This is a genomic window from Bacillus cereus group sp. MS39, assembly GCF_040448665.1.
GTDB lineage: Bacteria > Bacillota > Bacilli > Bacillales > Bacillaceae_G > Bacillus_A > Bacillus_A wiedmannii.
The window spans coordinates 324243-351222 of record NZ_CP123058.1; the positions used below are offsets into that span (position 1 = coordinate 324243).

The window sequence follows — 26980 nt, forward strand, 5'->3', positions numbered from 1 at the left end:
TTTCTTGGGAAATGCGGAAGGCCTTGTCGATATATAGGGAAGACATTAGAGCGCTTCTTTACATTTCTGGATTTGAACTAATAATGTTTCGTATTCTTGTTCGAGAGATGGGATATCATCGTGATGATTTGGCATGGAAATTCGGCCGATAATTTCTGTTAATTTTGTTTGTAATCGTAATAATTCTTGTTCAGTTACGTTTACAGAATCCCCGGTGGTTCTTTTTGTGTATTGCTCGTAATTACCGTGGAATATTCTTGGTTTACTCTCATCTACTTGTAGAATATGGTCTGCAACAGAGCGAATAAAGGCACGGTCATGGCTAATGAAAAGTATTGTGCCAGGATATTCTTGTAACATGATTTCTAATTCTTCTTGCGTCGCTAAGTCTAAATAGTTTGTCGGTTCATCGAGCAGAAGCATATTATAGTTTCCTAAAAATACTTTTGCGAGTGCGACCTTCATTCGTTCGCCGCCACTTAAGACATGTACAGGTTTATGAACATCTTCACGGCGGAATAAAAGCCGTGCAAGTATTGTTCTAACGAATGCTTCTGTATAGTTGGTTTCTTCTAGAACGTTCTCTAAAATGGTTTTATCTGTTTTTAAAATTGATAGTGTTTGTTCAAAGTATCCAATTTTACAACTTTTCGAAAGCTGAATGCCACGCTCGTTTGCGAGAAGCATGTTGAACAAAGTTGTTTTGCCGCTTCCGTTTGCACCTAAAATAGCAAGTTTTGCACCAGGGGCAATAGTTCCATTCATATTTTTAAATAGTGTGCGGTCGCCTATTTTCTTTGTTGCTTTATTGAACTGTACTGCCACTTTACTATGAATGGGTGTATGGTATTGCACGTCAAACTGAGTCTGAGAAAGATCCTTTGGCTTTTCTTTCTTTTTTAGTTTTTCGAGACGTGTTTCTAGTGCGTTCGCTGCTTTGCTAACCTGTTCTTGGCCATGAGCCCCGCTTAACTTATAAAGTTTAGATTCAGATGAACTGAAGCGAGTTGGGATTTTTGTCATATTAGAAGCACGTTGCTTTTTTTGTGAAATTGATTGCTCTAAACGATTTTTTTCTTGTATATATTGATCATATTCTGCTTGTTTTTGTGTTCGTTCACGTTCTTTTTGCTTTCGATAGTTGGAATAGTTTCCTTTATACTCTTGAATCGTCCCGTCTTCAATTTCAATAATTTTTGTACATATATTATCTAGAAATTCACGATCATGCGATATTAAAACAAGTGACCCTTTATAAGATAAAAGTGCCTTTTCTAATTGCTCTGTACCAACCATATCTAAGTGGCTTGTTGGTTCATCAGCAAATAAAATTCCTGCATCTTGTTCGAGAGCATGAGCAATCTTTAGCCGCATTCGTTCACCACCGCTCATTGCATCTGTAACGTTTGAAATACTCCATTTTCCTTTTGCGAGAGCAGAAGTGGTTTCCGGTAGTTCCTCGCTAAGTTGAGGAATGATGCTGATAGAACTATGATGAGTTATTATGCCTTTGTCAGCTTCTATTTCTTTACTTAATATTTGTAATAACGTAGATTTACCAGCTCCGTTGACTCCGACAATTCCTATGCGATCCTGTGCTTGAATTTCCAGTGACGGTAACGTAAATAGTGTGCGATCACCAAAGCTCTTTTCAATATTGCGTGCGAATAAAATAGTCATAAAAAAACCTCCCTAGTTTCACTAGAGAGGATAAACGTCGCCCTTGCATGTAAAAAATCGTACATAAATAAAAGATTTTTTTACATGATCGTTTCGAAAGAAAGTATCGACAAATGGACAGACTAATCCCCTGCTAGTTTTCATCATTTTTTGTTCACTATTTGTGATGGATGAAATAAATAAGAGAATTAGAACTTCATTGGTCAAAGTACCTTCCTTTCATAATGTTACTTTTATTGTATGCGCATACAAAATGGTTTGTCAAACTTATTTCTATTTACTGTTTTTGAACTTATTATTATACAATTGTACTTTTGCTAGAGCCTCAGCATCATTTTTGATTTCATCCAATCCATTCGCATCCCCAATAACATACCCTTCAAATGATGAACCAACAAAATCAAAGATATATTGAAACTGAGCAATAAGCGGTAATGCTTTCAGCTTTGGATTGTCTCCGCCAACGATGACAACGTACATTTTTTTACCTTTCATTTTTTCTTTGAAATGAAGGGATGTATCGCGTAAGCTTTGTGACCAGCGATCGACGAAGTTTTTCATATGACCGCTCATTCCATACCAGTATAGCGGTGTAGCAAAGATAATTGTGTCGTGCTCTAACATACGCTCGATTAACTGCTCGTAGTCATCATTTACAGGTTGGAATCCTTCTGCATCATGACGTTGGTCTGTAATAGGATGGACTGTATGGTCTTGCAAGTAAATTTGTTCTGTTTCAATTCCATCGATCATCGTATGTGTTAAAGCTTCTGTATTGCCATTTTGTCTTGAACTGCCATGTATAACAAACATGTAATCATTCCTTTTCTTTTGCTTGTTTTAGGAGTGAAACGTGTTTTTGCAAATTCGTTTGAATGCTGGAAAGTAATGAGATTTGCTTCGTTACTTCATTGAGTTTATCTTCATAAAGCGTAAGGATACTGCTGCAAGGATTTTCGTACAGGTGTGGTTCAATTTCAAGGCAACGCAGCATCCTTGCCGTCTCTTCTAAATTTAAGCCAATTTGTAAGTACATTTGAATAAGTTCTACTTTTTTGATGGCATTTTCATCAAAATCACGGTAGCCATTTGTGAGGCGTTTAGAAGGGAGTAATCCCTTTTCCTCATAATGTCTTAGTGATCTTTCGCTAACGCCAGTTTCTTTTGATAACTCTCCAATTCGCAACGTGTTTCACTCCTTTTAAACGTATTGTAAACCTTCACACTAATGTGAAGGTCAACTCTGTTTTTTCGCAAAAGAATCTACATGATTTAAAAACACTTGAATAGCTTTAGACTGAATAAAGTATTTGCCACGCACGATGGAGAAGGGACGGATGAGTTGTTCATTTGGAACTTCGACGTGGAATAGCTCTTTTGCCAGTAGCTCTTTCCGTACAGTCCAATCAGAAAGGATAGCGATGCCAAGCCCAGCACTAACTGCTTCCTTCACGCTTTGAATACTACTGAATGTAAAGAATCGTTTCATTTTTAAATGGTGTTGATGAATAAAGCGATCACTATAAGCACGTGTTCCAGAACCACTTTCTCTTAATACCCATACTTGATCTTGGAGTGTGTTTTCATTTATTTCATTTGTGTGGAGCAGTGGATGATTTGGCGGAACGACGAGCTTCATTTCATCTTGCATAAATGTTTCAACGTCAACATCGGCATATACGACTTGCCCTTCCACTAAGCCGATATCAATTTGATTAGAGCGAAGGCTTTGCAAAACGTCTTCTGTATTTGAGATAAAGGTATGAACTTCAACGTGTGGATTTTCATTCGCATAGTTAGCCAGTATTTTTGGAAGTAAGTATTCGCCAATTGTAAAACTAGCACCGATGCGAAGAGTTCCTGTTACAACGTTATGTAATTCGTTAATTTCTTGTTTAGCATCTTCGTAAAGAGAGAGCATTTGCTTTGCGTGTATATATAAAATGTTTCCAGCCTCTGTCACTTGAACGTGCTTAGGAGAGCGCTGAATAAGTGTAGTGCCAAATTCGTTTTCTAAGTTGCGTATGTGCATACTTACGCCAGGCTGTGAAAGGTTTAATAATTCTGCTGCACGGGAGAAGTGTTTCTGTTCAACGACAGTAACAAATATTTTTAAAATGTCTACGTTCATGTAATGGGCTCCTTTCTTTTTCTATCATCTTATCATAAGTATTTCTGATGATAGAGATTCAATATTGATATTAAACTTATTATAGAAACTCTCTTATAATGTAAGTAGAAAGAACATGCATGTTCCAATACGATTATTGGAGTGGTACAAAGTGGAACAAACACTTGTTATACAAAAGAAGAAGGGCTTTGGATTTTCACAAGGAATTGGGATTACATTATTAATCGCAATTGCTGCGAAATATTTAGCAGAGCTTCCATTTTTAAATATTATGGGACAATTAGTGATTGCTATTCTAATTGGGATGGTTTGGCGTGCGGCAATTGGAGTTCCTCATGATGCGATTGCCGGAACGAACTTTGCGAGTAAGAAGTTGCTGCGCTTTGGGATTATCTTACTTGGAATGCGGTTAAATCTTGTTGATATTGCGAAGGCAGGGCCGAAAGTATTGGTCATCGCTGCCGTTGTTATTACATTTACGATTTTCGTTGTATATGGGCTAACGAAAGTATTTAAGGTAGAAAAGAAACTCGGAATTTTAACAGCGTGCGGAACAGCAATTTGCGGCGCGGCTGCGGTCGTGGCAATTGCACCGCAAGTGAAAGCGAAGGATGAAGAAACGGCAGTTGGGGCAGCAATTATTGCAATTTTAGGTACAATATTTACACTTATTTATACGCTATTATACCCAGTGCTTGGCTTCTCACCGTACGGTTACGGTGTATTCTCAGGTGCGACGCTGCACGAAATCGCTCATGTCATCGCAGCGGCGGCGCCAGGAGGAAGTACGGCTGTAGACATCGCAGTTATCGTGAAATTAACGCGCGTTGCAATGCTTGTGCCAGTAGCGATTTTAATTGGATTATGGTTTGGTAAGAGTGAAGGCAGCGAGGAAAAAAAATCGTGGCGTGACCTTCCAATTCCGTGGTTCATCTTCGGATTTTTAGCGATGAGTGCAGTGCATTCGCTCGGGGTTATACCAGAAGTTGTTGCCGGATACATTGTTGTCATTGCTTACATGCTTATTGCAATGGCGATGGCGGGTCTTGGTTTAAATGTAGAGTTTAAAACGTTCCGTAAGTTAGGAAGTAAGGCATTCGTGGCGGGGCTGATCGGCTCGGTTTTTCTTTCTATTCTTGGATACGTTCTTGTATATGTATTAGGATTTATGTAGTAGGACGAAGAAGCTGTTCCAAAAGATATTTTGGGACAGCTTTTTTTATATTTATAGTGCTACGGGTGTCGATATATTAAAAAAATAGCTGATATAAATTGAATTACGCTTGTACTTTGTTAGAGAAGGTGATCAGTGAAACGTTTTTCTGAAATTTGTAGAGATATCTTTACTTATAACTGGAAAATATTTATAATTAAAGTAAAGATATCTTTACTTTCGAAGGTGGAGCCTATGGGTGTGAAAAATAAAATAAAAGAGTTAAGAAAGCAACATCATATAACGCAAGTTGAAATGGCAAAGGCGATGCAGGTGACGCGGCAGACGATTGTGGCGATTGAAAACCATCATTATAACCCGAGTCTAGAGTTATCCCTAAAAATCGCCAAATATTTTGGGGTGAAGGTGGAGGAAATATTTACGCTAGAGTAAGGGGAGAAAAAATGGAAGATACTAAAAAGTTATTTATCGGTGCGACTTTTGGATTGTTTGTGGGAGACATTGTAGTTCATATTATGAATCCGGCTATACCAATTTTACCGCTCGTAGTGAGTAACGTTTTAGCAATTGTATTTTTGATAGTGTATTCGTATTACAAAAAGCGTAAGTACAAAAAAGAAGAACTTCCAGATATAGATGAGCGAGTTGTGAACAAGATGAAGTCATATTTTACGATTAGTATTACAAGCTTCGTGTTCTTGTTCATTATGTATCTTTGTGTAAATAAGTATGTAGATAGGCAAGCAGTACATGTAAATGAGTTATTATATATTGCTATTTTTGGTTTATTAATAAGTATGGCATCGACGAGTGTGTTAGCAACAAGGAATAGATAGAAAAAGGGGAACTGGGATGGGATTACCGGTGTTATGTGTCGCTACGGCTATTTTTGCTTTGTTTTGGGGAATGCAGAACTTCTCTCGTTATCCAGTGCCAAGTATTTGTATTATGCTCGGTACTGTAGGTTTATCATATTATTTATTAGTTTCAGCTCATTATCATAAAACAGCAACGAGTGTTGTTGTTGTTGTTGGAGCACTTATTTTATTTTGTGGGCGCGCTATACAAAAGGGATTATTTCCGTAAAAGCTGTTTATACAAAGAGTATAAATAGCTTTTTGTATTTTTTTTACAAAAGTCTTGAAAGTTACGTAACGTCATCTTTTATAATGAAGGGGAAGAGGTGATAGTAGTGATTTCAATACAACAATTGACGAAAGAGACAGGGATAACAGTACGTACATTACGTTATTATGATCAAATAGATTTATTAAAGCCGAGCGGGAAAACGGAGGGTGGACATCGGTTATATAGTGAAATTGATGTCATTCGACTACAACAAATTTTGTTTTTAAAGGAAATGGGATTTTCATTAAAAGAGGCTGCGAATATGTTAGTAAAAGGTGAGGTTAACTTAAAGGATTCTCTTGAAAAACAACTTCGATTTGTACAGGAAGAACAAAAGAAATTTAATCGAATGGAGCGTGTTTTACAAGCTGTTGTTTATTCGGTAGATGTGGAGGGAGAACTTGATTGGAAAGTTATGTTTGAACTTATTCAGCTTTCGAAACAGTCGTCTCGTATACGTGAAATATTTCAAAATGAAGTATTTTCAAAGGAAGAACAAAAATTGCTTCATAACTTGCCGAATATGAGTGAAGAAGATCCGAATGTTTTAGAATGGGTAGATTTATTAAAGCAATTACGTACTTTTATGAAAGACGGTAAAGAAGCCGCGAGTGATGAGGTACAAGGGGCAACGAAGAGCTTAATGCAGAAGTGTTTAGAAATGGCCAATGGTGACGAAGCGTTTTTAGATAAGTTATGGGAAGTTAGAAAATCGAAGGAAGATTCACAGAAAATGAGCATGTATCCAATTGAAGAAGAACTTTTATTATATATGGATGAAGCTTTTCGTATATATGATGAAAAGGAGAGGGATAAATGAGTATACTTGCAGAATATCGTTGGTACTTTTTAATTGGGGCAGAGATTGTATTTTGGTTATCGGCTATCGGTTTCTTTTTACTTCGTTACGGATTCCGTTTGAAAAAGGCAAGTTTTATTATGGGGATTGTACTCCTCGTAAATGAAGTGTTTATTTTAACTTTAGGGGTAGTGGACTATTATCAAACAGGGAAGTTCTCTAATTTTCAAATCATTACTGTAATTATCTTATTGTATGCAGTTTTCTACGGAAAAAAGGATTTGAAGAAGCTTGATATATTTGCGCAAAAGCTAGTTGCGAAATGGCGGAATGAACCGGCGCCTATTATTGAAGAACAGGTAGAATTAACAGGTATGGCCTATGCGAAGCAGGAAATAAAAAATTGGATATTGCATCTTGTTTTATTCGTTGTTGTGCATATTTTCTTTTTCTTTCTGTACGGTTTTGTCCCGTTTGAACAATGGGGTAATTGGTTAGAAACGGGGATTGTTTTAAATAAAGCAGCGAGTCGTGTTAGCCAAGTTTGGGCGATTATATTTTTAGTGGATACAGTTATTTCATTTTCATATGTTCTTTTCCCGAAGAAGGAGAAAGGAAAAGAGAAGCTACTTTCGTAGAGGAAAGTAGCTTTTTCTAGTATACCAATAGTTTGTATAGGAGAGGATGACAATAGGAAAAACAGGTTTTATATGCTTATTTCTCTTTAGTTTAGTAGCATGCTCACAATCTAACATTACAATTGATAAGAAGAATGATGTTGTTGTAAAGGGAACAGAAATTTCTAATCTAGATAAATTTGAAAAGTTCGTTTTGAATGTGGAACAAGGGGAAGTTGATAAAATAAGAATTGTACATTATACACATGAAGGTGATCCGGTTTTTCAAACGTTAGAGTATAGTGGGACAGATATAATTCATATATTAGATAATAGGCAAGATCGATTTGCTGGTAATCATACAGATATAGATGAAGATAGCTGTAAAAGGATTGTTAAAGAGCAGCGTGAATTACAAACGGCTTATAGGTTAATAGACTGTGTGAATGAAAATGGGCGCAATGGATATGATTTATTATATGTACCTAAAAAATAGAGTTAGTAGAGGAAGGAAGTTTTGGCTCCTTCCTTTTTCTATGTATATATTGTCGAAAGTTTTACCGAATATCTGTTCGTTTTCTTGGTTTTTTTATGAGCATTCGTGGTAAAATGGGAATACAGATTTTTTACGAGGAGGTCGGTTTTGTTTGGAACATCAATTTGAAATTATTTCAGCGTATTCCCCGCAAGGTGATCAGCCGGTAGCTATAGAGAAGCTTGTAGAGGGAATTAATAGTGGAAAGAAAAAGCAAGTGTTGCTTGGAGCGACAGGAACGGGTAAGACATTTACGATTTCAAATGTCATTAAAGAGGTGCAGAAGCCAACACTTGTCATGGCTCATAATAAAACGTTAGCAGGACAGTTATATAGTGAGCTGAAAGATTTTTTTCCGAATAATGCAGTTGAATATTTTGTTAGTTATTACGATTATTATCAGCCAGAAGCGTATGTGCCGCAAACAGATACGTTTATTGAAAAAGATGCGCAGATTAATGATGAAATCGATAAATTGCGTCACTCAGCAACATCTGCACTATTTGAACGGGATGATGTGATTATTGTTGCGAGTGTTTCGTGTATATACGGTTTAGGTTCTCCAGAAGAATACCGCGAGTTAGTTGTTTCACTTAGAGTTGGTATGGAAAAGGACCGCAATCAATTGCTTCGTGAACTTGTTGATGTACAGTATGGACGTAATGACATTGATTTCAAGCGTGGTACATTCCGTGTGCGCGGAGATGTAGTTGAAATCTTCCCAGCATCACTTGATGAGCATTGTATTCGAATTGAATTTTTCGGCGATGAAATCGATCGTATTCGCGAAGTAAATGCGTTAACAGGTGAAGTATTAGCAGAACGTGATCATGTAGCAATCTTCCCAGCATCTCACTTCGTTACACGTGAGGAAAAAATGAAGGTCGCTATTGAAAATATCGAAAAAGAATTAGAAGAGCGTTTAAAGGAATTAAATGATAATGGCAAGTTGTTAGAAGCGCAGCGTATAGAGCAACGTACACGTTATGATTTAGAAATGATGCGTGAGATGGGCTTTTGTTCAGGGATTGAAAATTATTCCCGTCATTTGACACTTCGTCCAGCGGGGGCAACGCCATATACGTTATTAGACTATTTCCCGGAAGATTTCTTAATCGTTATGGATGAGTCGCACGTATCAGTACCGCAAGTAAGAGCGATGTATAACGGGGACCAAGCACGTAAACAAGTGCTTGTAGATCATGGATTCCGTCTGCCATCAGCTTTAGATAATAGACCGCTTACGTTTGATGAGTTTGAAGGGAAAACGAATCAAGTTATTTACGTTTCAGCAACGCCAGGACCGTACGAGTTAGAGCAGGCACCGGAAGTAATAGAACAAATTATTCGTCCAACAGGGCTTTTAGATCCACCAATTGATATACGACCAATTGAAGGGCAAATTGATGATTTATTAGGAGAAATTCAAGATCGCATTGCAAAAAATGAACGTGTATTAATTACAACTTTAACGAAGAAGATGTCAGAGGATTTAACAGACTACTTAAAAGATGTAGGAATTAAAGTGAACTATCTTCACTCTGAAATTAAAACGTTAGAACGTATTGAAATTATCCGTGATCTTCGCCTTGGTAAGTTTGACGTACTTGTCGGTATTAACTTATTACGAGAAGGATTAGATATTCCAGAAGTATCACTTGTAGCTATTTTAGATGCTGATAAGGAAGGGTTCTTGCGTTCAGAGCGTTCATTAATTCAAACAATCGGTCGTGCAGCACGTAATGAAAACGGCCGCGTTATTATGTATGCAGATCGTATAACAAGATCAATGGGAATTGCAATTGAAGAAACGCAGCGTCGTCGTACTATACAAGAAGCTTACAATAAAGAGCATGGTATTACGCCGAAAACGATTCAAAAAGGTGTGCGTGATGTTATCCGTGCAACGACAGCTGCTGAAGAGCCGGAAATGTATGAAGCGGCACCAGCTAAGAAGATGACGAAAAAAGAGCGTGAAAAGACAATTGCGAAGATGGAAGCAGAGATGAAAGAAGCAGCAAAAGCGTTAGATTTCGAGCGTGCAGCTGAATTAAGAGATTTACTATTAGAATTAAAAGCGGAAGGGTGAACAGAGTGAGCATAAGCAAGGATTTTATTGTCGTAAAAGGTGCTAGAGCACATAACTTAAAAAATATTGATGTAACCATTCCGAGAAATCAGCTTGTTGTTGTGACGGGATTGTCTGGTTCAGGGAAATCATCATTAGCGTTTGATACGATTTATGCAGAAGGGCAGCGCAGATACGTAGAATCGTTATCTGCGTATGCGCGTCAGTTTTTAGGACAAATGGATAAGCCGGATGTAGATACGATTGAAGGATTGTCACCAGCGATTTCAATCGATCAAAAAACAACGAGTCGTAATCCACGTTCAACAGTTGGAACGGTCACGGAGATTTATGATTATTTACGTTTATTATTTGCGCGAATTGGTACGCCAATTTGTCCGAATCATGGTATTGAAATTACGTCACAAACAGTAGAACAGATGGTAGACCGTGTACTTGAATATCCTGAACGTACGAAATTACAAGTGTTAGCTCCTATCGTTTCTGGGCGTAAAGGTGCACATGTGAAAGTGCTTGAAGATATTAAGAAGCAAGGGTATGTTCGTGTACGTGTTGATGGTGAAATGTTAGATGTATCTGAAGATATTGCGCTAGATAAAAATAAGAAGCATTCCATTGAAGTTGTAATTGACCGTATTGTTGTAAAAGAAGGGATTGCAAGCCGTCTTGCGGATTCTCTTGAAAGTGCATTAAAGCTTGGCGGGGGCCGAGTGTTAATTGATGTAATGGGAGAAGAGGAACTTCTATTTAGTGAACATCATGCTTGTCCGCATTGTGGTTTTTCAATCGGAGAATTAGAGCCGCGCATGTTCTCATTCAATAGTCCATTCGGGGCGTGTCCTTCTTGTGATGGACTTGGTTCAAAGTTAGAGGTGGATTTAGAACTTGTCATTCCGAATTGGGATTTATCATTAAATGAACATGCGATTGCGCCTTGGGAGCCGACAAGCTCACAATATTACCCACAGCTTTTACAATCTGTATGTAATCATTACGGCGTTGATATGGATATGCCTGTGAAAGATATACCGAAAGATTTATTTGATAAAGTGTTGTACGGAAGCGGTGAAGAGAAAGTTTATTTCCGCTATGTAAATGAATTTGGTCAAGTAAAGGAAAATGAGATTTTATTTGAAGGTGTTATTCCAAATATCGAACGTCGTTATCGTGAAACGAGTTCTGATTATGTCCGTGAGCAAATGGAAAAGTATATGGCAGAGCAAGCGTGTCCGAAGTGTAAAGGTGGACGCTTAAAGCCTGAGAGTTTAGCTGTTTTCGTTGGTGATAAAACGATTGCTGATGTAACGAAGTATTCTGTTCAAGAAGTACAGGAATTCTTCTCGAATGTGGAGCTAACGGAGAAACAACGAACAATTGCTCATTTAATTTTAAGAGAAATCCAGGAGCGCGTTGGATTCTTAGTGAACGTCGGTTTAGATTATTTAACGTTAAGTCGTGCTGCAGGAACTTTATCAGGTGGTGAGGCGCAGCGTATTCGTTTAGCGACACAAATCGGTTCTCGTCTTACTGGCGTACTTTACATTCTTGATGAGCCTTCAATCGGTTTGCATCAGCGCGATAACGATCGTCTTATTCGCACATTGCAAGAAATGCGCGATTTAGGAAATACGTTAATTGTCGTTGAGCATGATGAAGACACGATGATGGCTGCTGATTATTTACTTGATATCGGACCTGGTGCAGGTATTCACGGTGGCCAAGTTGTATCAGCGGGTACACCAGCTGAAGTGATGCAAGATGAGAATTCGCTAACAGGGAAGTATTTAAGCGGTAAAGAGTTTATTCCGGTTCCACTTGAAAGACGTAAGGGTGACGGACGTAAAGTGGAAATTGTCGGTGCAAAAGAGAATAACTTAAAGAATGCAAAGATGTCATTCCCGCTTGGTACGTTTGTAGCGATAACGGGTGTATCTGGTTCCGGTAAAAGTACGATGATTAATGAAGTACTATATAAATCATTAGCGCAAAAGTTATATAAAGCGAAAGCGAAGCCAGGTACTCATAAAGAAATTAAAGGTCTTGAGCATTTAGATAAAGTAATCGATATTGATCAATCGCCAATCGGGCGTACACCACGTTCTAATCCAGCGACGTATACAGGTGTATTCGATGATATTCGTGATGTATTTGCACAAACGAATGAAGCGAAAGTGCGTGGATATCAAAAAGGACGTTTCAGCTTTAATGTAAAAGGTGGACGTTGTGAAGCGTGCCGTGGTGATGGAATTATTAAAATCGAAATGCACTTCTTACCAGACGTATACGTTCCGTGTGAAGTTTGTCATGGTAAACGTTATAACCGCGAAACGTTAGAAGTGAAGTATAAAGATAAGAACATTTCTGAAGTGTTAGGGATGACAATTGAAGATGGAGTAGAGTTCTTCGCTAATATCCCAAAAATTAAGCGTAAACTTCAAACGCTTGTAGATGTAGGGCTTGGTTATATGAAATTAGGACAGCCAGCTACTACGTTATCTGGAGGAGAAGCACAGCGCGTGAAATTAGCTTCTGAATTACACCGTCGTTCTACTGGGCGTACGTTATATATTTTAGATGAGCCAACGACTGGTTTGCATGCACATGATATCGCGCGTCTTCTAGAAGTGCTGCAACGCCTTGTTGAAAGTGGCGAGACAGTTCTTGTTATTGAACATAATTTAGATGTAATTAAAACAGCTGACTATATCGTTGACCTTGGACCAGAGGGCGGAGATAAAGGTGGGCAAATCGTTGCTTCAGGAACGCCAGAGCAAGTAGTAAAAGAAGAGCGTTCGTATACAGGTAAGTATTTAAAAGAGATTTTAAATCGCGATAAAGCAAGAATGAAAGAGAAAATAAAAGAAGTAGAATTATCACAATAAGTGTATTCATAAAAACCGAGTGGGAATGACACTCGGTTTTTATTTTATCCCGCTATTTGTGGGCAACCCGATTGGTTTAACTAATAATCAGTGGGGATGAACAAAATCCCCACTGATTAAAAATTCGCTTTATAGGGGGGAGAAGATGGAGTTTATAGATGTTTTAAGAAAGAAAAACATGAAGGTAAGAGAGTTTCAAAGTTGGGGTGTATATTTTCGCAAGCGCTGGGAGGATCATTTTGCAAATCATTTAAGTGATGAGGAAAAAGAAGATATTTTCCTGTATGGAGATAAGTATGCATGTGGGTATCTTTGGCACATATTTAGTTATGAGAAAAAGAAGTGTTTAGAGGGTGAAGAAGTGGAGAACGCGTTTCATAATGAAGTGAAAAAGAATTGTTACATATTCTATCAACATTGTGAGGAAGTCATACTAATAACGGATGCGAGTTTATTACATATGGATGATATATTACGGGAGACGGATGATGCATATAAAGGTGATATCTATATTGTAGACAAAGATTTCACTTGGACCTTTGTGAAAACTCATGAACATAGATGGTGTGGCCCTTATTTTGCGGGGGAAATGTTAGTAGGTATACAAGCATGAAGAGTAGAATAAATTGATATAAGTGTTCGTATGATACTTGCGTTTATTATCTATTAGCGTATGATGAAATATATATGTCAAAAGGATGTGTAAGAAAATGAGATGGATTGTATCACTTCTTGTAAATAGCATTGTGTTAATCGCTGTATCGGGACTTTTAAAAGGGATTGCACCAGACGCGTTTTACGTAGCAAATATACAGACTGCAATTATTGCGAGTATTATTTTGGCTGTTTTAAATGTGTTCGTAAAACCGTTTTTAATTTTAATTACGCTACCGATTACTCTTGTAACTTTCGGGTTCTTCTTAATTGTTATTAATGCGATTACGTTAAAAATAGCAGATTCATTATTAGGAGATGCATTTAATATATCAGGGTTTGGTGTAGCAATCGTTGCGGCAATTTGTATTTCAATTTTTAATATGATTATTGAAAAGGCAATTGTGGAGCCGCTATATGAAAAAAAGAGAAAATGACAAAAAGAAAAACATTTCATGATGTATATGAAATGTTTTTTTCTATTTATTAGAAACCGTATTTCTTGTTTCCAGAAAAAAATGGTACAATATCCGGTAGAATGGAATTTTACATCAAATGAGACTGAACCCGCAGCGGAGTGGAGGTTTATACATATGCCGAAAGTAAGGACGAAAGATTTAATTGAACAATTTCAATTGGAGTTAATAAGTGGTGAAGAAGGAATTCATCGTCCGATTGATACAAGTGATTTATCACGACCTGGAATTGAAATGGCAGGATTTTTCACATATTATCCAGCTGATCGCGTGCAGCTTCTTGGAAAGACGGAGCTTACGTTCTTTGACACATTAACGTCAGAGCAAAAGCAAGAGAGAATGAAAGCGCTTTGTACTGAGGAGACGCCATGTATCATTATAACTCGTAATCAAGATGTACCAGATGAGTTATTACAAGCATCACGTGAATCAGGCATGCCTTTATTACGTTCTGCTCAAACGACAACAAGATTATCAAGTCGTTTAACAAATTATTTAGAAGGTAAGTTAGCACCAACAACAGCTGTACATGGTGTGTTAGTAGATATTTACGGTGTTGGTGTTTTAATTACAGGTCAAAGTGGTGTCGGTAAAAGTGAGACAGCTCTTGAGCTTGTAAAACGTGGTCACCGTCTTGTTGCGGATGATAGTGTAGAAATTCGCCAAGAAGATGAAGACACATTAGTAGGAAGCTCACCAGATTTAATTGAGCATTTATTAGAAATTCGTGGTCTAGGTATCATTAACGTTATGACGTTATTCGGTGCAGGGGCAGTGCGAAATTATAAGCGTATTACACTTGTTATTAATCTTGAAATTTGGGATCAAAAGAAAAATTACGATCGCTTAGGTCTTGATGAAGAGAAGATGAAGATTATTGATACAGAGCTTACGAAGATTACACTTCCAGTTCGTCCTGGTCGAAACTTGGCTGTTATTATTGAAGTAGCAGCGATGAACTTCCGTTTAAAACGTATGGGAGTCAATGCAGCACAACAGTTCTCTGAACGATTAATGAGTGCGATTGAGTTAGGAAATCAGGAGTAAACTTTGGAGAGGGGGGTCATACATATGCTGTTAGGTTCTGTACCACAGCTTGACCGTGTAGCGATTCAACTTGGGCCGTTTCCTGTATATTGGTACGGGATTATTATCGGTACAGGCGTGCTATTAGGTCTTTGGCTAGCAACTCGCGAGGGAGAAAGACTAGGTATTCCAAAAGATACATTTGTTGACCTTGTATTAATTGCAGTACCGATCGCTATTCTATTTGCGAGAATGTACTATGTTATTTTTGAATGGGAATATTACGCGCAAAACCCGAGTCAAATTATTAATATTCGTCAAGGTGGCTTGGCGATTCATGGTGGTTTAATCGGGGCTGTTATTACAGGGATTCTTTTTGCGAAACGACGCGGGGTTTCATTCTGGAAGTTGGCTGATATTGCTGCGCCAAGTATTTTACTAGGACAAGCAATTGGTCGATGGGGAAACTTTATGAACCAAGAGGCGCATGGTGATGAAGTAACGAGACAGTTTTTAGAAGGACTTCATTTACCGGATTTCATTATTAATCAAATGTATATTGAGGGTGTTTACTATCACCCGACGTTTTTATATGAATCATTATGGAATTTTGCAGGTGTCATTTTATTACTTGCATTACGAAAAGTGAATTTACGACGCGGGGAATTATTCTTCACATATTTAATTTGGTATTCAATAGGGCGCTTCTTCGTAGAAGGCTTACGTACAGATAGTTTAATGTTAGGACCACTTCGTATCGCACAAGTAATGTCAATTGGACTTGTTGTTATTTCTATTATTTTCATTATCGTGAGACGAAAAATGGGGCAAGCTGATAAAAGATATTCGGAAAATTAGAGAAAAGTAGCATCTTATTATAAGGTGCTGCTTCTTTCATATTCAGGAAAGAGAAGGGACTAAGACAATGAGAATAAATACAGTGTTATTTGATTTAGATGGAACTTTAATTAATACAAACGAACTTATTATTTCTTCTTTTTTACATACGTTACATACATATTATCCAAATCAATATAAGCGTGAAGATGTATTGCCATTTATCGGCCCTTCTTTACATGATACTTTCAGCAAGATTAATGAAAACAAGGTTGAAGAGATGATTACATGTTATCGTCAATTTAACCATGATCATCACGATGAATTAGTAGAAGAATATGAAACTGTATATGAAACAGTTCAAGAGTTGAAGAAGCAAGGCTATAAAGTTGGTATTGTTACAACGAAAGCGAGACAAACAGTTGAGATGGGATTAAGGTTATCAAAGCTTGATGAATTTTTTGATGTTGTCGTGACAATTGATGATGTAGAGCATGTGAAACCACATCCAGAACCACTTCAAAAAGCGCTTGAGTTATTAGATGCGAAACCGGAAGAAGCATTGATGGTTGGGGATAACCATCATGATATTGTTGGTGGACAAAATGCGGGTACGAAAACAGCTGCTGTCTCATGGACGTTGAAAGGTAGAGCGTATTTAGAGGCTTACAAGCCGGACTTTATGCTAGATAAAATGAGTGATTTGCTACCGATTTTGTCTAATATGAACCGTTTATAAAGGTCCAAGTAAGTTAGTAGGGGTGTATTTCCCTACTAACTTACAGTTTCACTTTTTAGTAGAGGAGCGAGTTAAGTGCGACGGACAACGCGCTATCCTGTTTCGGGAGAAAATTCATTATGGAATGTGTATAAAACAGTGTCTTTTTGGAAGGTAATGAAAAACTTTATTATTATCCAAATTGCGCGTTATACACCATTTTTATCCGTCAAGAATTGGTTGTACCGTACATTTTTACGGATGAAAGTCGGAAAGAAAACATCAATTGCGCTTATGGTAGTGCCGGATATTATGTTCCCAGAAAAGATAACTGTGGGAGAGAATTCAATTATCGGCTATAATACAACGCTTTTAGCACATGAATATTTAATTCGCGAATATCGACTTGGAGAGATCTTCATAGGAAATGAAGTGATGATTGGAGCAAATACAACTATATTACCAGGTGTGGAAATTGGGGATGGTGCGATTATTTCAGCTGGCACACTTGTTCATAGAGATGTACCAAGCGGCGCTTTCGTGGGTGGAAATCCAATGCGTGTTATTTATACGAAAGAAGAAATGGATGCTAGAGAAGGTTGATGCTAAAAATGTAACATTTCTCTTCTTTTTTAATGAATAAAAAGGAAATAATTGAGTATAATATACTGTTTTGTTTTTTACGGAATCGTTTATACTTATAAATAGAAGAATGTGTGAACGAAGAAAACAAAAAACTGGAGGATATATGGGGAAAAATCAAGGAATATATAAGGAGAACGGACAAGTTATCTCTTTTAATCAATTAGCGGACTTCTTTTATAAAAAAGGGATGAGAGCTTACAAAGGGCAAAAATTGCAAGATGCAATTAAATATTTTCGAAGAGCGGCACAAAGTGAGAAGGAGCCGTTTATTTTATGCCAATTAGCAACAGTATTATCTGAGGCTGGTGAATATCAAGAGTCGAATCAAATCTTCTTTAAGCTTGTTAGATCTAATCCAGAACTTGAACAATGCTATTATTTTATTGCAAATAATTATGCATATATGGGGCTATTTCAGCAGGCGAAAAAGTATGCGGATCGCTATTTAGAAGTTGCAGAAGAGAAGGAATTTGTAGAAGATACATTAGAATTACTTGAAATTATGGAAGAAGAAGCGATGGGTGAGGAAGAGATTGAGGATGAAGATGATCTAATTGTTATGCAAGAAGAAGCGAATCGTTATATTCGTAACGGACAATTGGAAGAAGCAATTGCTACATTGGAAATTGTTACAAAAGATTATCCGGAATTTTGGTCGGGTCATAATAATTTAGCCATTGCACATTTTCAATCTGGTAATGTAGATAAAGCTCTGAAGTTAACGGAAATGATTTTAGAGAAAAATCCTGGTAATATACATGCGCTTTGTAATACGCTTATTTTCCTATATTCAATTGGAGAGCATAAACAAGTAGAAGCGTTAGCGGAGCAGTTAGTTTCAGTATATCCGATTTCGTTCGAGCATCGTTTGAAACTTGGAACGACACTTGCAACAATTGGTCATTTTGAGCCTGCATATAAATGGTTCAAAGTATTAAAGCGTCAAGGATATGAGGGAGACGTTAGTTTTTATTATTGGTTTGCATATTCTGCTTATATGGTGAAAGATCAGCAAGTAGCTGAAAAAATGTGGCAGCATGTTGTAGAATTGCACCCTGATAAAAAGGGAAAAGAACCGTGGAATGCGCTGAATTTAGCAGATGAAGGACAAAACGTATTATTTGAAGAATTACGAAAATCATTTCAACAAAGTGCGACGCTAGAGGAACAAATGCTAGCTTTATATTTAATGAATGAATTGTCAACGCCAGAGAAGGTGGGATTCTTCTTTGATGTAACGCAGGCGAAGAACGGTGTTCCAATCGTATCGCAACTTGCAAAGTATTTCTTTTTACTTAATAGCCATAAGAGCATTCCAGCTGATTTACAGCAATTTGAACAGTGCGCGCAAATTGCGGATGCTTTATATAATTATACGAAAAAAGATGATGAATTAATCGAAGAGTGTTTACAATTTTGGTTTTGTACGTTCATACGTTTATATACATCTGGGGCAGTTTTTACAAATGTATACGGCTGGTCAGCTGCGGTTGAATATATTGTACGCAGCGAACAAGGAAATAAGATGACACAGTCGGAGCTTGGGGATGTATATAATGTATCTGTAGCGACTGTTCGAAAGTATGTGCAGGCTGTTAAACGTACGCACACATAGGGTAAGCAAATCATTGGGAAAAAAATGATGCTAACAGTATAATGAGGGTAACTTAATTGTGTAGGAATGAATAGGAGTGAATAGTGTGTCAGAAGAAAAAATTTATGATGTCATTATTATTGGTGCAGGACCAGCTGGTATGACAGCTGCAGTATATACATCTCGTGCGAATTTAAGCACATTAATGCTTGAGCGTGGTATCCCAGGTGGCCAAATGGCAAATACAGAAGATGTAGAGAACTATCCAGGTTATGAGTCTATTTTAGGACCAGACTTATCAAATAAAATGTTCGAGCATGCGAAGAAATTTGGTGCTGAATATGCATACGGTGATGTGAAAGCAGTCATTGATGGTAAAGAATACAAAACAATTATTGCTGGTAAAAAAGAATATAAAGCACGTGCAATTATCGTTGCAAGCGGTGCAGAGTATAAAAAAATTGGTGTGCCAGGCGAAGCAGAACTTGGCGGCCGTGGTGTATCATATTGTGCAGTATGTGATGGGGCTTTCTTTAAAGGGAAAGAACTTGTAGTTATTGGTGGTGGAGATTCTGCTGTTGAAGAGGGTGTATTCTTAACACGCTTCGCATCAAAGGTAACAATCGTTCACCGTCGTGACACTCTTCGTGCGCAGAAAATTTTACAAGATCGTGCTTTCCAAAACGAGAAAGTTGATTTCATTTGGAATCACACTATAAAAGAAATTAACGATGCAAATGGTAAAGTGGGAAGCGTAACACTTGTAGACGTAAACAGTGGAGAAGAGAAAGAAGTCAAAACTGATGGAGTGTTCATATATATCGGTATGTTACCACTATCAAAACCATTTGTTGAACTAGGTATTACAAATGAAAATGGTTACCTTGAAACAAATGAGCGTATGGAAACGAAAGTTCCTGGTATTTTCGCAGCTGGAGATGTTCGTGAAAAAATGCTACGTCAAATTGTAACGGCAACAGGTGATGGTAGTATCGCAGCACAAAGTGCACAACATTACGTAGAAGAATTATTAGAAGAACTAAAAACTGTATCAGAAAAATAAGGGATAATATGCCTTTTGAGAAGAAAGCTACCGATAGGAGCTTTCTTCTTTTTTTATGAAAATGTCAAAGTTTTGTCAAAAAATATTAGGATTATAAGCTTTCTTATTGATATACTGGACTTTACGGAAAAAATCACTATAAGAAATGAGGAATTTATTCAGTATGGAATGGCGTAATATATACCGTGGATTTTGTATGGGTGTTAGTGATTTAATTCCTGGTGTGAGCGGCGGTACAATCGCTGTTGTGTTAGGGATTTATGAACAATTACTTGCAGCAATTAGTGGATTCTTTAGTCGTGAATGGAAAAAACATTTAGGATTTTTAATTCCCCTTGCAGCTGGTGTGGCAGCAGCGTTTTTAACGTTAAGTCACGTTATTAAATATTTACTTGCGAATCATTATGAACCGACTCAATTTTTCTTCCTCGGTTTAATTATTAGTATATTACCGATGTTAATGAGAGAAGCTGATGCAAAGTCGTCGTTTAAAGGTAAGCACATTGTTTTATTAATAGTTGCAGCAATTCTTGTTGCAATCACAGCTTTCTTTAAACCAGATAAGGCAGCAGATCCAATTACGACGTTAACAATTTTAAATGCAATTGGTTTATTTTTCGCGGGCTGGATGGCTAGTATGGCTATGTTGCTTCCTGGAATTAGCGGATCATTTATTTTATTAATTATTGGTGTGTATCCGACAGCAATTAATGCTTTAACTACACTGAACTTACCTTTAATCGTAGTTATCGGTGCTGGTGTTATGGCGGGGTTTGTTGTAAGTAGTAAAGGAATTAGTTTCTTGTTAGATCGTTATAAAAGTATGACATTTGCGGCAATTATTGGACTTGTTATCGGCTCGATTGTAATTGTGTTCCCTGGTATTCCAACTGGAGGATTTTCAATTATAAGTTCAATTATTACCTTTATTTTAGGATTTGCGATTGTTACTTATTTCGGTAAGAAATAAGGACTTTAATCCCCTTGGCGATAAAAATCGTTAAGGGGATTTTTCATGCTATTCATTGAAAGTGTAGGCATTTACATTGCTTGTTCTAAAAAGCTTTTTTAAAATTGTTGAGTAGCATGTGCTTAGCGAAAGAGGACTGGCTCCTTCGTTGTAGCAAACTGTTTTTGATAGTATAATGAAATGAGTATGCAGTGAGAAATTTACTGCAAGTAGCTGAGGTGAAGAAACATGCAAAGAGTGACAAACTGTGTGTTAATTAGAGATAATGAAGTACTCTTACTCCAAAAACCTCGCCGAAATTGGTGGGTTGCACCAGGCGGGAAAATGGAGCGTGGTGAGACAGTAAGAGATTCCGTTGTTCGCGAGTATCGTGAAGAAACAGGTATTTATTTAAAGAACCCAGCGTTAAAAGGGGTCTTCACCTTTGTCATCCAAGAAGGTGATAAAGTTGTTTCTGAATGGATGATGTTCTCCTTTTTAGCGACAGATTTTGCAGGAGAAAACAAACTAGAGAGCGAAGAAGGCATCATTGGTTGGCATACATTTGACAAAATTGATGATTTAGCAATGGCACCAGGAGATTATCACATTATTGATTATTTAATTAAAGGAAATGGCATAATCTACGGTACATTTGTATATACCCCAGATTTTGAGTTGCTTTCATATCGATTAGATCCGAGTTAAACCGTCAAGGAGAGGATACGATGACAGAGAATAATGATATAAAAATGGTAATTATTACAGGAATGTCTGGAGCTGGAAAGACAGTAGCTTTACAAAGTTTTGAAGATTTAGGATATTTCTGTGTAGATAATTTACCACCGATGTTATTGCCGAAGTTTATTGAACTTATGGCGGATTCAAAAGGGAAAATGAATAAAGTAGCACTTGGCGTTGATTTACGTGGCCGAGAGTTTTTCGAACATTTATGGGGAGCACTTGATGATTTATCAGAACGTACATGGATTATTCCTCATATTTTATTCTTAGATGCGAAAGATGGCACGCTTGTAACTCGTTATAAAGAAACGAGACGTTCGCATCCACTTGCACCAACTGGTTTGCCGTTAAAGGGAATCGAGATGGAGCGTGGCTTATTAACTGATATGAAGGCACGAGCGAATATTGTTCTGGATACATCGGATTTAAAACCGAAAGAATTACGTGAAAAAATTGTTCATCTGTTTTCAACTGAAACTGAGCAAGCATTTCGTGTAAATGTTATGTCATTTGGATTTAAGTACGGTATTCCAATTGATGCAGATTTAGTATTTGATGTTCGTTTTTTACCAAATCCATATTACATTCCACATATGAAGCCATTAACAGGACTAGATGAAGAAGTTTCATCGTATGTGCTGAAATTTAATGAGACACATAAGTTTTTAGAAAAATTGACGGATCTTATTACTTTCATGCTGCCTCATTATAAAAGAGAAGGCAAGAGTCAACTTGTAATTGCAATTGGATGTACAGGTGGACAGCATCGTTCTGTTACGCTTACAGAATACCTTGGGAAACATTTGAAACCAGAGTATAGCGTTCATGTATCTCATCGTGATGTGGAGAAGAGAAAGGGCCATTAAGGGATGAAAAAAGAGAGAAAACCTAAAATTGTTATCATGGGAGGCGGTACTGGACTCTCTGTTTTATTAAGAGGATTAAAACAATATCCGGTTGATATTACAGCAGTTGTTACAATCGCTGATGATGGTGGCAGTTCAGGTAGATTACGTGATGAGCTCGAAATTCCACCCCCAGGTGACATTCGTAACGTACTTGTTGCGTTATCAGATGTAGAGCCGCTGGTGGAAGCTTTATTTCAGCATCGTTTCACAACGGGAGACGGGCTGAAAGGTCATGCGTTAGGAAATTTATTATTAGCGGGTATGACCTCGATTACAGGAGACTTCTTCCATGCGATTACGGAAACGAGTAAAGTGTTAAATGTCAGAGGACGTGTGTTACCGGCAGCGAACCAAAGTGCGGTACTTCATGCGGAACTAGAAGATGGAGAAATTGTAACAGGTGAATCGAAGATTCCTTATTCTGGGAAGAAGATTAACCGCGTCTTTTTAACTCCAGAAGATGTAGAGCCGTTACATGAAACGTTGGCTGAGATTAAACGAGCTGATTTACTTGTTTTTGGTCCAGGAAGTTTGTATACGAGTATATTACCGAATTTAGTTGTTAACAAAATCGGGGACGCTGTTCTTGCTGCAAAAGCGAAGAAGGTATATGTGTGTAATGTTATGACGCAAGCTGGTGAAACGATGGGATATACTGCGTTTGACCATGTGCAGGCGTTACATGATCATTTAGGTAAACCATTTATCGATACTGCAATTGTAAATAACCGTGATATTCCTTGTGAATTACGTCAGTTATATGAGGAAGAAATGTCAGCACCAGTTGTAGTAGATGAAGAACGTTTTACAGAGAGCAATATTGATGTCATTCAAGATCAATTAGCGAAGTATGATGATCGTGTTGTAAGGCACGATACATTAAAACTAGCTTCTATTTTATATTCACTGTTGTAGATGAGCGTTGCCTCGTTTGAGGTAACGCTCATCATTTCATATAGGACAAGATTTTTGTTCCAAAGTAATCGTATAAGGAGGTGTTGACTGTGTCATTTGCATCAGAAACAAAGAAAGAGCTAACGAATCTTGAGGTGAAGGAATGCTGTGAGAAAGCAGAATTATCAGCGTTACTTCGAATGAACGGATCGCTTTCTTTTTCAAACCGTCGTCTATCTATCGATATTCAAACGGAGAATGCGGCAATCGCAAGAAGGATTTATACGCTTTTGAAAAAAGGATATGACGTGACGGTAGAATTACTTGTTCGTAAAAAAATGCGATTGAAGAAAAATAATGTATATATTGTGCGGCTTGTTGAGAAGTCTCGCGAAATATTAGCTGATCTTCATATTGTTCGAGACGACTTTTCGTTAATTCGAAATATATCCCAGGAATTAATCGAGAAGAAATGTTGTAAACGATCGTATTTACGAGGTGCATTTTTAGCAGGTGGTTCAGTAAATAACCCAGAAACATCATCTTATCATTTAGAGGTCTTTTCGTTATATAAGGAACATAATGATGCTATATGTGAATTGATGAACGGATTTGATTTAAATAGTAAGACGTTGGAAAGAAGAAAAGGGTACATTACGTATTTGAAAGAAGCAGAAAAGATTACGGAGTTTTTAAATATTATAGGCGCTCATAATGCACTTTTAAGATTTGAAGACATTCGAATCGTTCGCGATATGCGTAATTCAGTAAATCGTTTAGTGAACTGCGAAACAGCCAATTTAAATAAAACAATTGGTGCAGCGCTAAGGCAGATTGAAAATATCCGTTATATTGATGAGACAGTTGGTCTTGATATATTACCAGATAAACTGCGAGAAATTGCACAATTACGAAGAGATTATCAAGATGTAACATTGAAAGAGTTAGGCGAGATGGTATCCGGGGGGAAAATTAGTAAATCGGGTATTAATCATCGTTTGCGTAAAATCGATGAGATTGCAGAGAAATTACGCGCGGGGGAAGCGGTAGCAAAAAAATAAGAGGTTAAAGGGGAAATGGAGCTGTGGTTCAAAAACGAGTTAAGGTTTCATTAAAAAACGGTTTACAAGCACGTCCGGCTGCGTTGTTTGTACAAGAGGCCAATCGCTTTCATGCGGATATCTTCATCGAGAAAGATGGAAAGACAGTGAATGCAAAGAGCATAATGGGGATTATGAGCTTAGCAATTGGAACTGGTAGCATGATAACAATTACAACAGAAGGTTCAGATGCAGAAGAAGCTTTAGAAGCATTAGCTGCATATATACAATAAGAAGCTATCGCGCATGTGCGATAGCTTTTTTGTTTTGTTGTTTGGTGTTTGTTGTTGGGGTGCGGGTATGTAGGCGGTGCATGCTTGTCGAGGATTGTCGGTAAGTCGATAAGTTGTGTCGAATCGTCGATATATTAAAATAATCGCCGATATAATTGGAGTTACGGTCGATATATTTGAAAAATCGCTGATATATTTAGAAGGATACTAGCTGGGGTATGCACGTGCGGAGGTTTAATCATAAAAAAAGCGCCCTGTAAGAGGGCGCTTCCGCTTTTAGTTATATCCAGCTCCAGCGGCTAGAATCTCCGGTCGTTTCGCTTTTACATTCGAGGCAAAAAGCGCCTCGGATGTAAAAGCTCCATCGCCCTGCGATTCTGAACGAGCCGCTTCCGCTTTTAAGTATTAACGATTTGTAAAGATCTTATCGATTAAGCCGTATTCTAGAGCTCTTTCAGCTGTCATGAAGTTGTCGCGGTCTGTGTCGCGTTGTAGTACTTCAAGTGGTTGACCTGTGCGGTCAGCAAGAATTTGGTTTAGTTTTTCACGTAAGAATAGGATACGTTTTGCAGCAATTTCGATTTCAGTCGCTTGACCTTGTGCTCCGCCAAGTGGTTGGTGAATCATTACTTCACTGTTTGGAAGTGCATAACGTTTTCCTTTTTCACCTGCTGCAAGTAAGAATGCACCCATAGATGCAGCCATACCGATACAGATTGTTGATACTTGTGGTTTAATAAATTGCATTGTATCGTAAATTGCCATACCTGCTGTGATAGAACCACCAGGGCTATTGATGTAGATGTGAATATCTTTTTCTGGATCTTGAGATTCCAAGAATAAAAGCTGGGAAACGATTGAGTTAGCTACGTTGTCATCAATTGCACTACCAAGCATAATGATGCGGTCTTTTAATAGTCGAGAGTAAATATCGTAAGCGCGTTCTCCACGATTTGTTTGTTCAATTACTGTAGGAATTAAATTCATCTGTTATTTCCTCCTTCTAAAGCTTTCTTAGTCTTATAATACAATTATGGTCAATAAAGGTCAAACGAAACCACTTTAAATCAAAAAAATATGTAGTTGTACCATGAATTATTCGCTATGTTTTTGAAATTCCCTGCTTATGTATCTTCAACATCATAACCGAATTACATAAATTTAAACGTCATGAAATCTGTAGTAAAAAGAAAAGAACGCCTTTTTACTGAAGCGTTCTTGTGATATCTATTCTTTTAAAAGATAGGTTACTTTATTTAAAATCTTTTCGATGTGTTTCGCGTTTTTACTATACATTTCGCTTGCTGATTTCGACTTTGTTTCTAGGGAAAATAGTTCAAGATCAGCATGACATTTTTTTAAAGATGCTAATAATAAAGGCTTGTTTTGAGGGGAAGGCATTTGTAGTTTGTCATTATAAATGTCGATAGTAAGTTGTCCGTATGAATCCACTTGACCGAGAAAGACATTTTCAATAACAACACCGAGCTTTTCTAGTTCAGAATGTAACCAAGCACGGTTATGTCCACTAGAGGATAGAGGCTCATCTAAGACATTGCCATCCATAATAACAGTTTGCGGTTCTTTTTCATTTGGTACTTTTAACCCGATGTCTTTTGCTGTAAGTGGCTGAGAATCTTTCTTTAATAATACATTTAATTCTCCGCTCGGTTCTAAGACAGCAAATTCGACTTCAGCTATACTGAATGCACCATTTCCTCTAAGAAGTTCAAGTAACTCATCACTTGTGTATTTTTCTTTCTTTAAATTATCCTCAAGTACTTTGCCATCTTTTATTAACACTGTAGATTTTCCTTCAAAAAAATCTCTAGCAGTTTTGTTTTTCAAGGAAAGAATTCCAACGAAAAAAGGTACCGAGGCGAAAATAAGTATCGCAAAGACGCCGTGGAAAAATTTTGAATCGAGCCCTGTAGATACTTGGGCAGCGATGTCACCGATTGTCATTCCGGCTATGTATTCAAAAAAGGAGAGCTGAGAGATTTGTCTTTTCCCTAACCATTTCGTAATAGCGAATAAAATAATTAATATGAATACAGAGCGAAGAATGACAAGTGTCCATTCCGGCAGGTGAGACATAGTCATT

At 37.5% G+C, this 26980-nt stretch carries 29 protein-coding genes; 23 read left to right on the plus strand and 6 right to left on the minus strand.

What is annotated here, in order from left to right; all coding sequences use genetic code 11:
- Nucleotides 1-45: 45 nt before the first annotated feature.
- From abc-f to QEP67_RS01535, 4 genes are all read right to left on the minus strand, one after another.
- A complete protein-coding gene (gene abc-f / locus QEP67_RS01520) occupies nucleotides 46-1680 on the minus strand; it encodes a ribosomal protection-like ABC-F family protein (protein WP_353706505.1) in 1635 nt (544 codons plus the stop codon).
- A gap of 273 nt (nucleotides 1681-1953) precedes the next feature.
- On the minus strand, nucleotides 1954-2493 hold the full coding sequence (locus QEP67_RS01525; protein WP_000497637.1) for a flavodoxin family protein: 540 nt from the start codon (nucleotides 2491-2493) through the stop codon (nucleotides 1954-1956).
- A 4-nt stretch (nucleotides 2494-2497) separates the two neighbouring features.
- Complete coding sequence (locus QEP67_RS01530) at nucleotides 2498-2866, minus strand: MerR family transcriptional regulator (protein WP_001219220.1); 369 nt, start codon at nucleotides 2864-2866, stop codon at nucleotides 2498-2500.
- A gap of 51 nt (nucleotides 2867-2917) precedes the next feature.
- The gene (locus tag QEP67_RS01535; protein WP_048566661.1) at nucleotides 2918-3811 is read right to left on the minus strand and encodes a LysR family transcriptional regulator; all 894 of its coding nucleotides are present in this window, start codon (nucleotides 3809-3811) and stop codon (nucleotides 2918-2920) included.
- Between the two features lie 151 nt (nucleotides 3812-3962).
- Between QEP67_RS01535 and QEP67_RS01540 the strand changes: the two genes are divergently transcribed.
- The 23 genes from QEP67_RS01540 (at nucleotide 3963) to QEP67_RS01650 (ending at nucleotide 24876) form a co-directional block, all read left to right on the plus strand.
- Complete coding sequence (locus QEP67_RS01540) at nucleotides 3963-4985, plus strand: YeiH family protein (protein WP_000438417.1); 1023 nt, start codon at nucleotides 3963-3965, stop codon at nucleotides 4983-4985.
- A gap of 234 nt (nucleotides 4986-5219) precedes the next feature.
- On the plus strand, nucleotides 5220-5417 hold the full coding sequence (locus tag QEP67_RS01545; RefSeq protein WP_000538359.1) for a helix-turn-helix transcriptional regulator: 198 nt from the start codon (nucleotides 5220-5222) through the stop codon (nucleotides 5415-5417).
- An 11-nt stretch (nucleotides 5418-5428) separates the two neighbouring features.
- Complete coding sequence (locus QEP67_RS01550) at nucleotides 5429-5821, plus strand: hypothetical protein (RefSeq protein WP_064057315.1); 393 nt, start codon at nucleotides 5429-5431, stop codon at nucleotides 5819-5821.
- A gap of 16 nt (nucleotides 5822-5837) precedes the next feature.
- Nucleotides 5838-6071 (plus strand): hypothetical protein, encoded by a 234-nt coding sequence (locus QEP67_RS01555; RefSeq protein WP_064057316.1) that lies wholly within the window; start codon nucleotides 5838-5840, stop codon nucleotides 6069-6071.
- A 100-nt stretch (nucleotides 6072-6171) separates the two neighbouring features.
- Entirely contained in the window at nucleotides 6172-6933 is a 762-nt protein-coding gene (locus tag QEP67_RS01560) for a MerR family transcriptional regulator (RefSeq protein WP_033658957.1), read from the plus strand.
- Complete coding sequence (locus QEP67_RS01565) at nucleotides 6930-7550, plus strand: hypothetical protein (RefSeq protein ID WP_000025204.1); 621 nt, start codon at nucleotides 6930-6932, stop codon at nucleotides 7548-7550. Before QEP67_RS01560 ends, QEP67_RS01565 begins: the two co-directional genes overlap by 4 nt.
- 46 nt (nucleotides 7551-7596) lie before the next feature.
- Nucleotides 7597-8025 (plus strand): DUF4362 domain-containing protein, encoded by a 429-nt coding sequence (locus tag QEP67_RS01570; RefSeq protein WP_000152011.1) that lies wholly within the window; start codon nucleotides 7597-7599, stop codon nucleotides 8023-8025.
- 151 nt (nucleotides 8026-8176) lie between these two features.
- On the plus strand, nucleotides 8177-10153 hold the full coding sequence (gene uvrB / locus QEP67_RS01575) for an excinuclease ABC subunit B (RefSeq protein ID WP_000400992.1): 1977 nt from the start codon (nucleotides 8177-8179) through the stop codon (nucleotides 10151-10153).
- 11 nt (nucleotides 10154-10164) lie between these two features.
- Nucleotides 10165-13035, plus strand: a complete 2871-nt coding sequence (uvrA, locus tag QEP67_RS01580; RefSeq protein ID WP_033658958.1) for an excinuclease ABC subunit UvrA — start codon at nucleotides 10165-10167, stop codon at nucleotides 13033-13035.
- A gap of 145 nt (nucleotides 13036-13180) precedes the next feature.
- Nucleotides 13181-13648: a DUF4275 family protein gene (locus QEP67_RS01585; RefSeq protein ID WP_353706506.1), complete on the plus strand. Its 468-nt coding sequence runs from the start codon at nucleotides 13181-13183 to the stop codon at nucleotides 13646-13648.
- A 97-nt stretch (nucleotides 13649-13745) separates the two neighbouring features.
- Entirely contained in the window at nucleotides 13746-14126 is a 381-nt protein-coding gene (locus QEP67_RS01590; protein WP_001267305.1) for a phage holin family protein, read from the plus strand.
- 156 nt (nucleotides 14127-14282) lie between these two features.
- Nucleotides 14283-15212 (plus strand): HPr(Ser) kinase/phosphatase, encoded by a 930-nt coding sequence (hprK, locus tag QEP67_RS01595; RefSeq protein ID WP_001127247.1) that lies wholly within the window; start codon nucleotides 14283-14285, stop codon nucleotides 15210-15212.
- A 24-nt stretch (nucleotides 15213-15236) separates the two neighbouring features.
- On the plus strand, nucleotides 15237-16049 hold the full coding sequence (gene lgt / locus QEP67_RS01600) for a prolipoprotein diacylglyceryl transferase (RefSeq protein ID WP_000924234.1): 813 nt from the start codon (nucleotides 15237-15239) through the stop codon (nucleotides 16047-16049).
- 67 nt (nucleotides 16050-16116) lie between these two features.
- The gene (ppaX, locus tag QEP67_RS01605; RefSeq protein ID WP_001222401.1) at nucleotides 16117-16767 is read left to right on the plus strand and encodes a pyrophosphatase PpaX; all 651 of its coding nucleotides are present in this window, start codon (nucleotides 16117-16119) and stop codon (nucleotides 16765-16767) included.
- Nucleotides 16768-16842: 75 nt separating this feature from the next.
- Complete coding sequence (locus QEP67_RS01610; protein WP_001255074.1) at nucleotides 16843-17349, plus strand: acyltransferase; 507 nt, start codon at nucleotides 16843-16845, stop codon at nucleotides 17347-17349.
- A gap of 145 nt (nucleotides 17350-17494) precedes the next feature.
- Nucleotides 17495-19006, plus strand: a complete 1512-nt coding sequence (locus tag QEP67_RS01615; RefSeq protein WP_000517701.1) for a tetratricopeptide repeat protein — start codon at nucleotides 17495-17497, stop codon at nucleotides 19004-19006.
- A gap of 85 nt (nucleotides 19007-19091) precedes the next feature.
- On the plus strand, nucleotides 19092-20048 hold the full coding sequence (trxB, locus tag QEP67_RS01620; protein ID WP_001288064.1) for a thioredoxin-disulfide reductase: 957 nt from the start codon (nucleotides 19092-19094) through the stop codon (nucleotides 20046-20048).
- Nucleotides 20049-20211: 163 nt separating this feature from the next.
- The gene (locus QEP67_RS01625; protein WP_000455195.1) at nucleotides 20212-21018 is read left to right on the plus strand and encodes a DUF368 domain-containing protein; all 807 of its coding nucleotides are present in this window, start codon (nucleotides 20212-20214) and stop codon (nucleotides 21016-21018) included.
- 228 nt (nucleotides 21019-21246) lie between these two features.
- Nucleotides 21247-21705 carry an 8-oxo-dGTP diphosphatase gene (locus QEP67_RS01630; RefSeq protein WP_001190080.1) on the plus strand — a complete coding sequence of 153 codons (459 nt, stop codon included), beginning with the start codon at nucleotides 21247-21249 and terminating at the stop codon, nucleotides 21703-21705.
- Nucleotides 21706-21725: 20 nt separating this feature from the next.
- Nucleotides 21726-22607: an RNase adapter RapZ gene (gene rapZ, locus QEP67_RS01635; protein WP_000138461.1), complete on the plus strand. Its 882-nt coding sequence runs from the start codon at nucleotides 21726-21728 to the stop codon at nucleotides 22605-22607.
- A 3-nt stretch (nucleotides 22608-22610) separates the two neighbouring features.
- The gene (locus tag QEP67_RS01640; protein WP_000712182.1) at nucleotides 22611-23564 is read left to right on the plus strand and encodes a YvcK family protein; all 954 of its coding nucleotides are present in this window, start codon (nucleotides 22611-22613) and stop codon (nucleotides 23562-23564) included.
- A gap of 89 nt (nucleotides 23565-23653) precedes the next feature.
- The gene (gene whiA / locus QEP67_RS01645) at nucleotides 23654-24604 is read left to right on the plus strand and encodes a DNA-binding protein WhiA (RefSeq protein WP_000006569.1); all 951 of its coding nucleotides are present in this window, start codon (nucleotides 23654-23656) and stop codon (nucleotides 24602-24604) included.
- A gap of 23 nt (nucleotides 24605-24627) precedes the next feature.
- Nucleotides 24628-24876 carry an HPr family phosphocarrier protein gene (locus QEP67_RS01650; protein WP_000250305.1) on the plus strand — a complete coding sequence of 83 codons (249 nt, stop codon included), beginning with the start codon at nucleotides 24628-24630 and terminating at the stop codon, nucleotides 24874-24876.
- A 405-nt stretch (nucleotides 24877-25281) separates the two neighbouring features.
- On the opposite strand, the gene clpP is transcribed toward QEP67_RS01650, so the two are convergent.
- Both clpP and QEP67_RS01660 read right to left on the minus strand, forming a co-directional pair.
- Nucleotides 25282-25863, minus strand: a complete 582-nt coding sequence (clpP, locus tag QEP67_RS01655) for an ATP-dependent Clp endopeptidase proteolytic subunit ClpP (protein ID WP_001049163.1) — start codon at nucleotides 25861-25863, stop codon at nucleotides 25282-25284.
- 240 nt (nucleotides 25864-26103) lie between these two features.
- Nucleotides 26104-26973, minus strand: coding sequence for a DUF421 domain-containing protein (locus QEP67_RS01660; RefSeq protein WP_000018900.1), 870 nt, complete (start codon nucleotides 26971-26973; stop codon nucleotides 26104-26106).
- Nucleotides 26974-26980 lie beyond the last annotated feature (7 nt).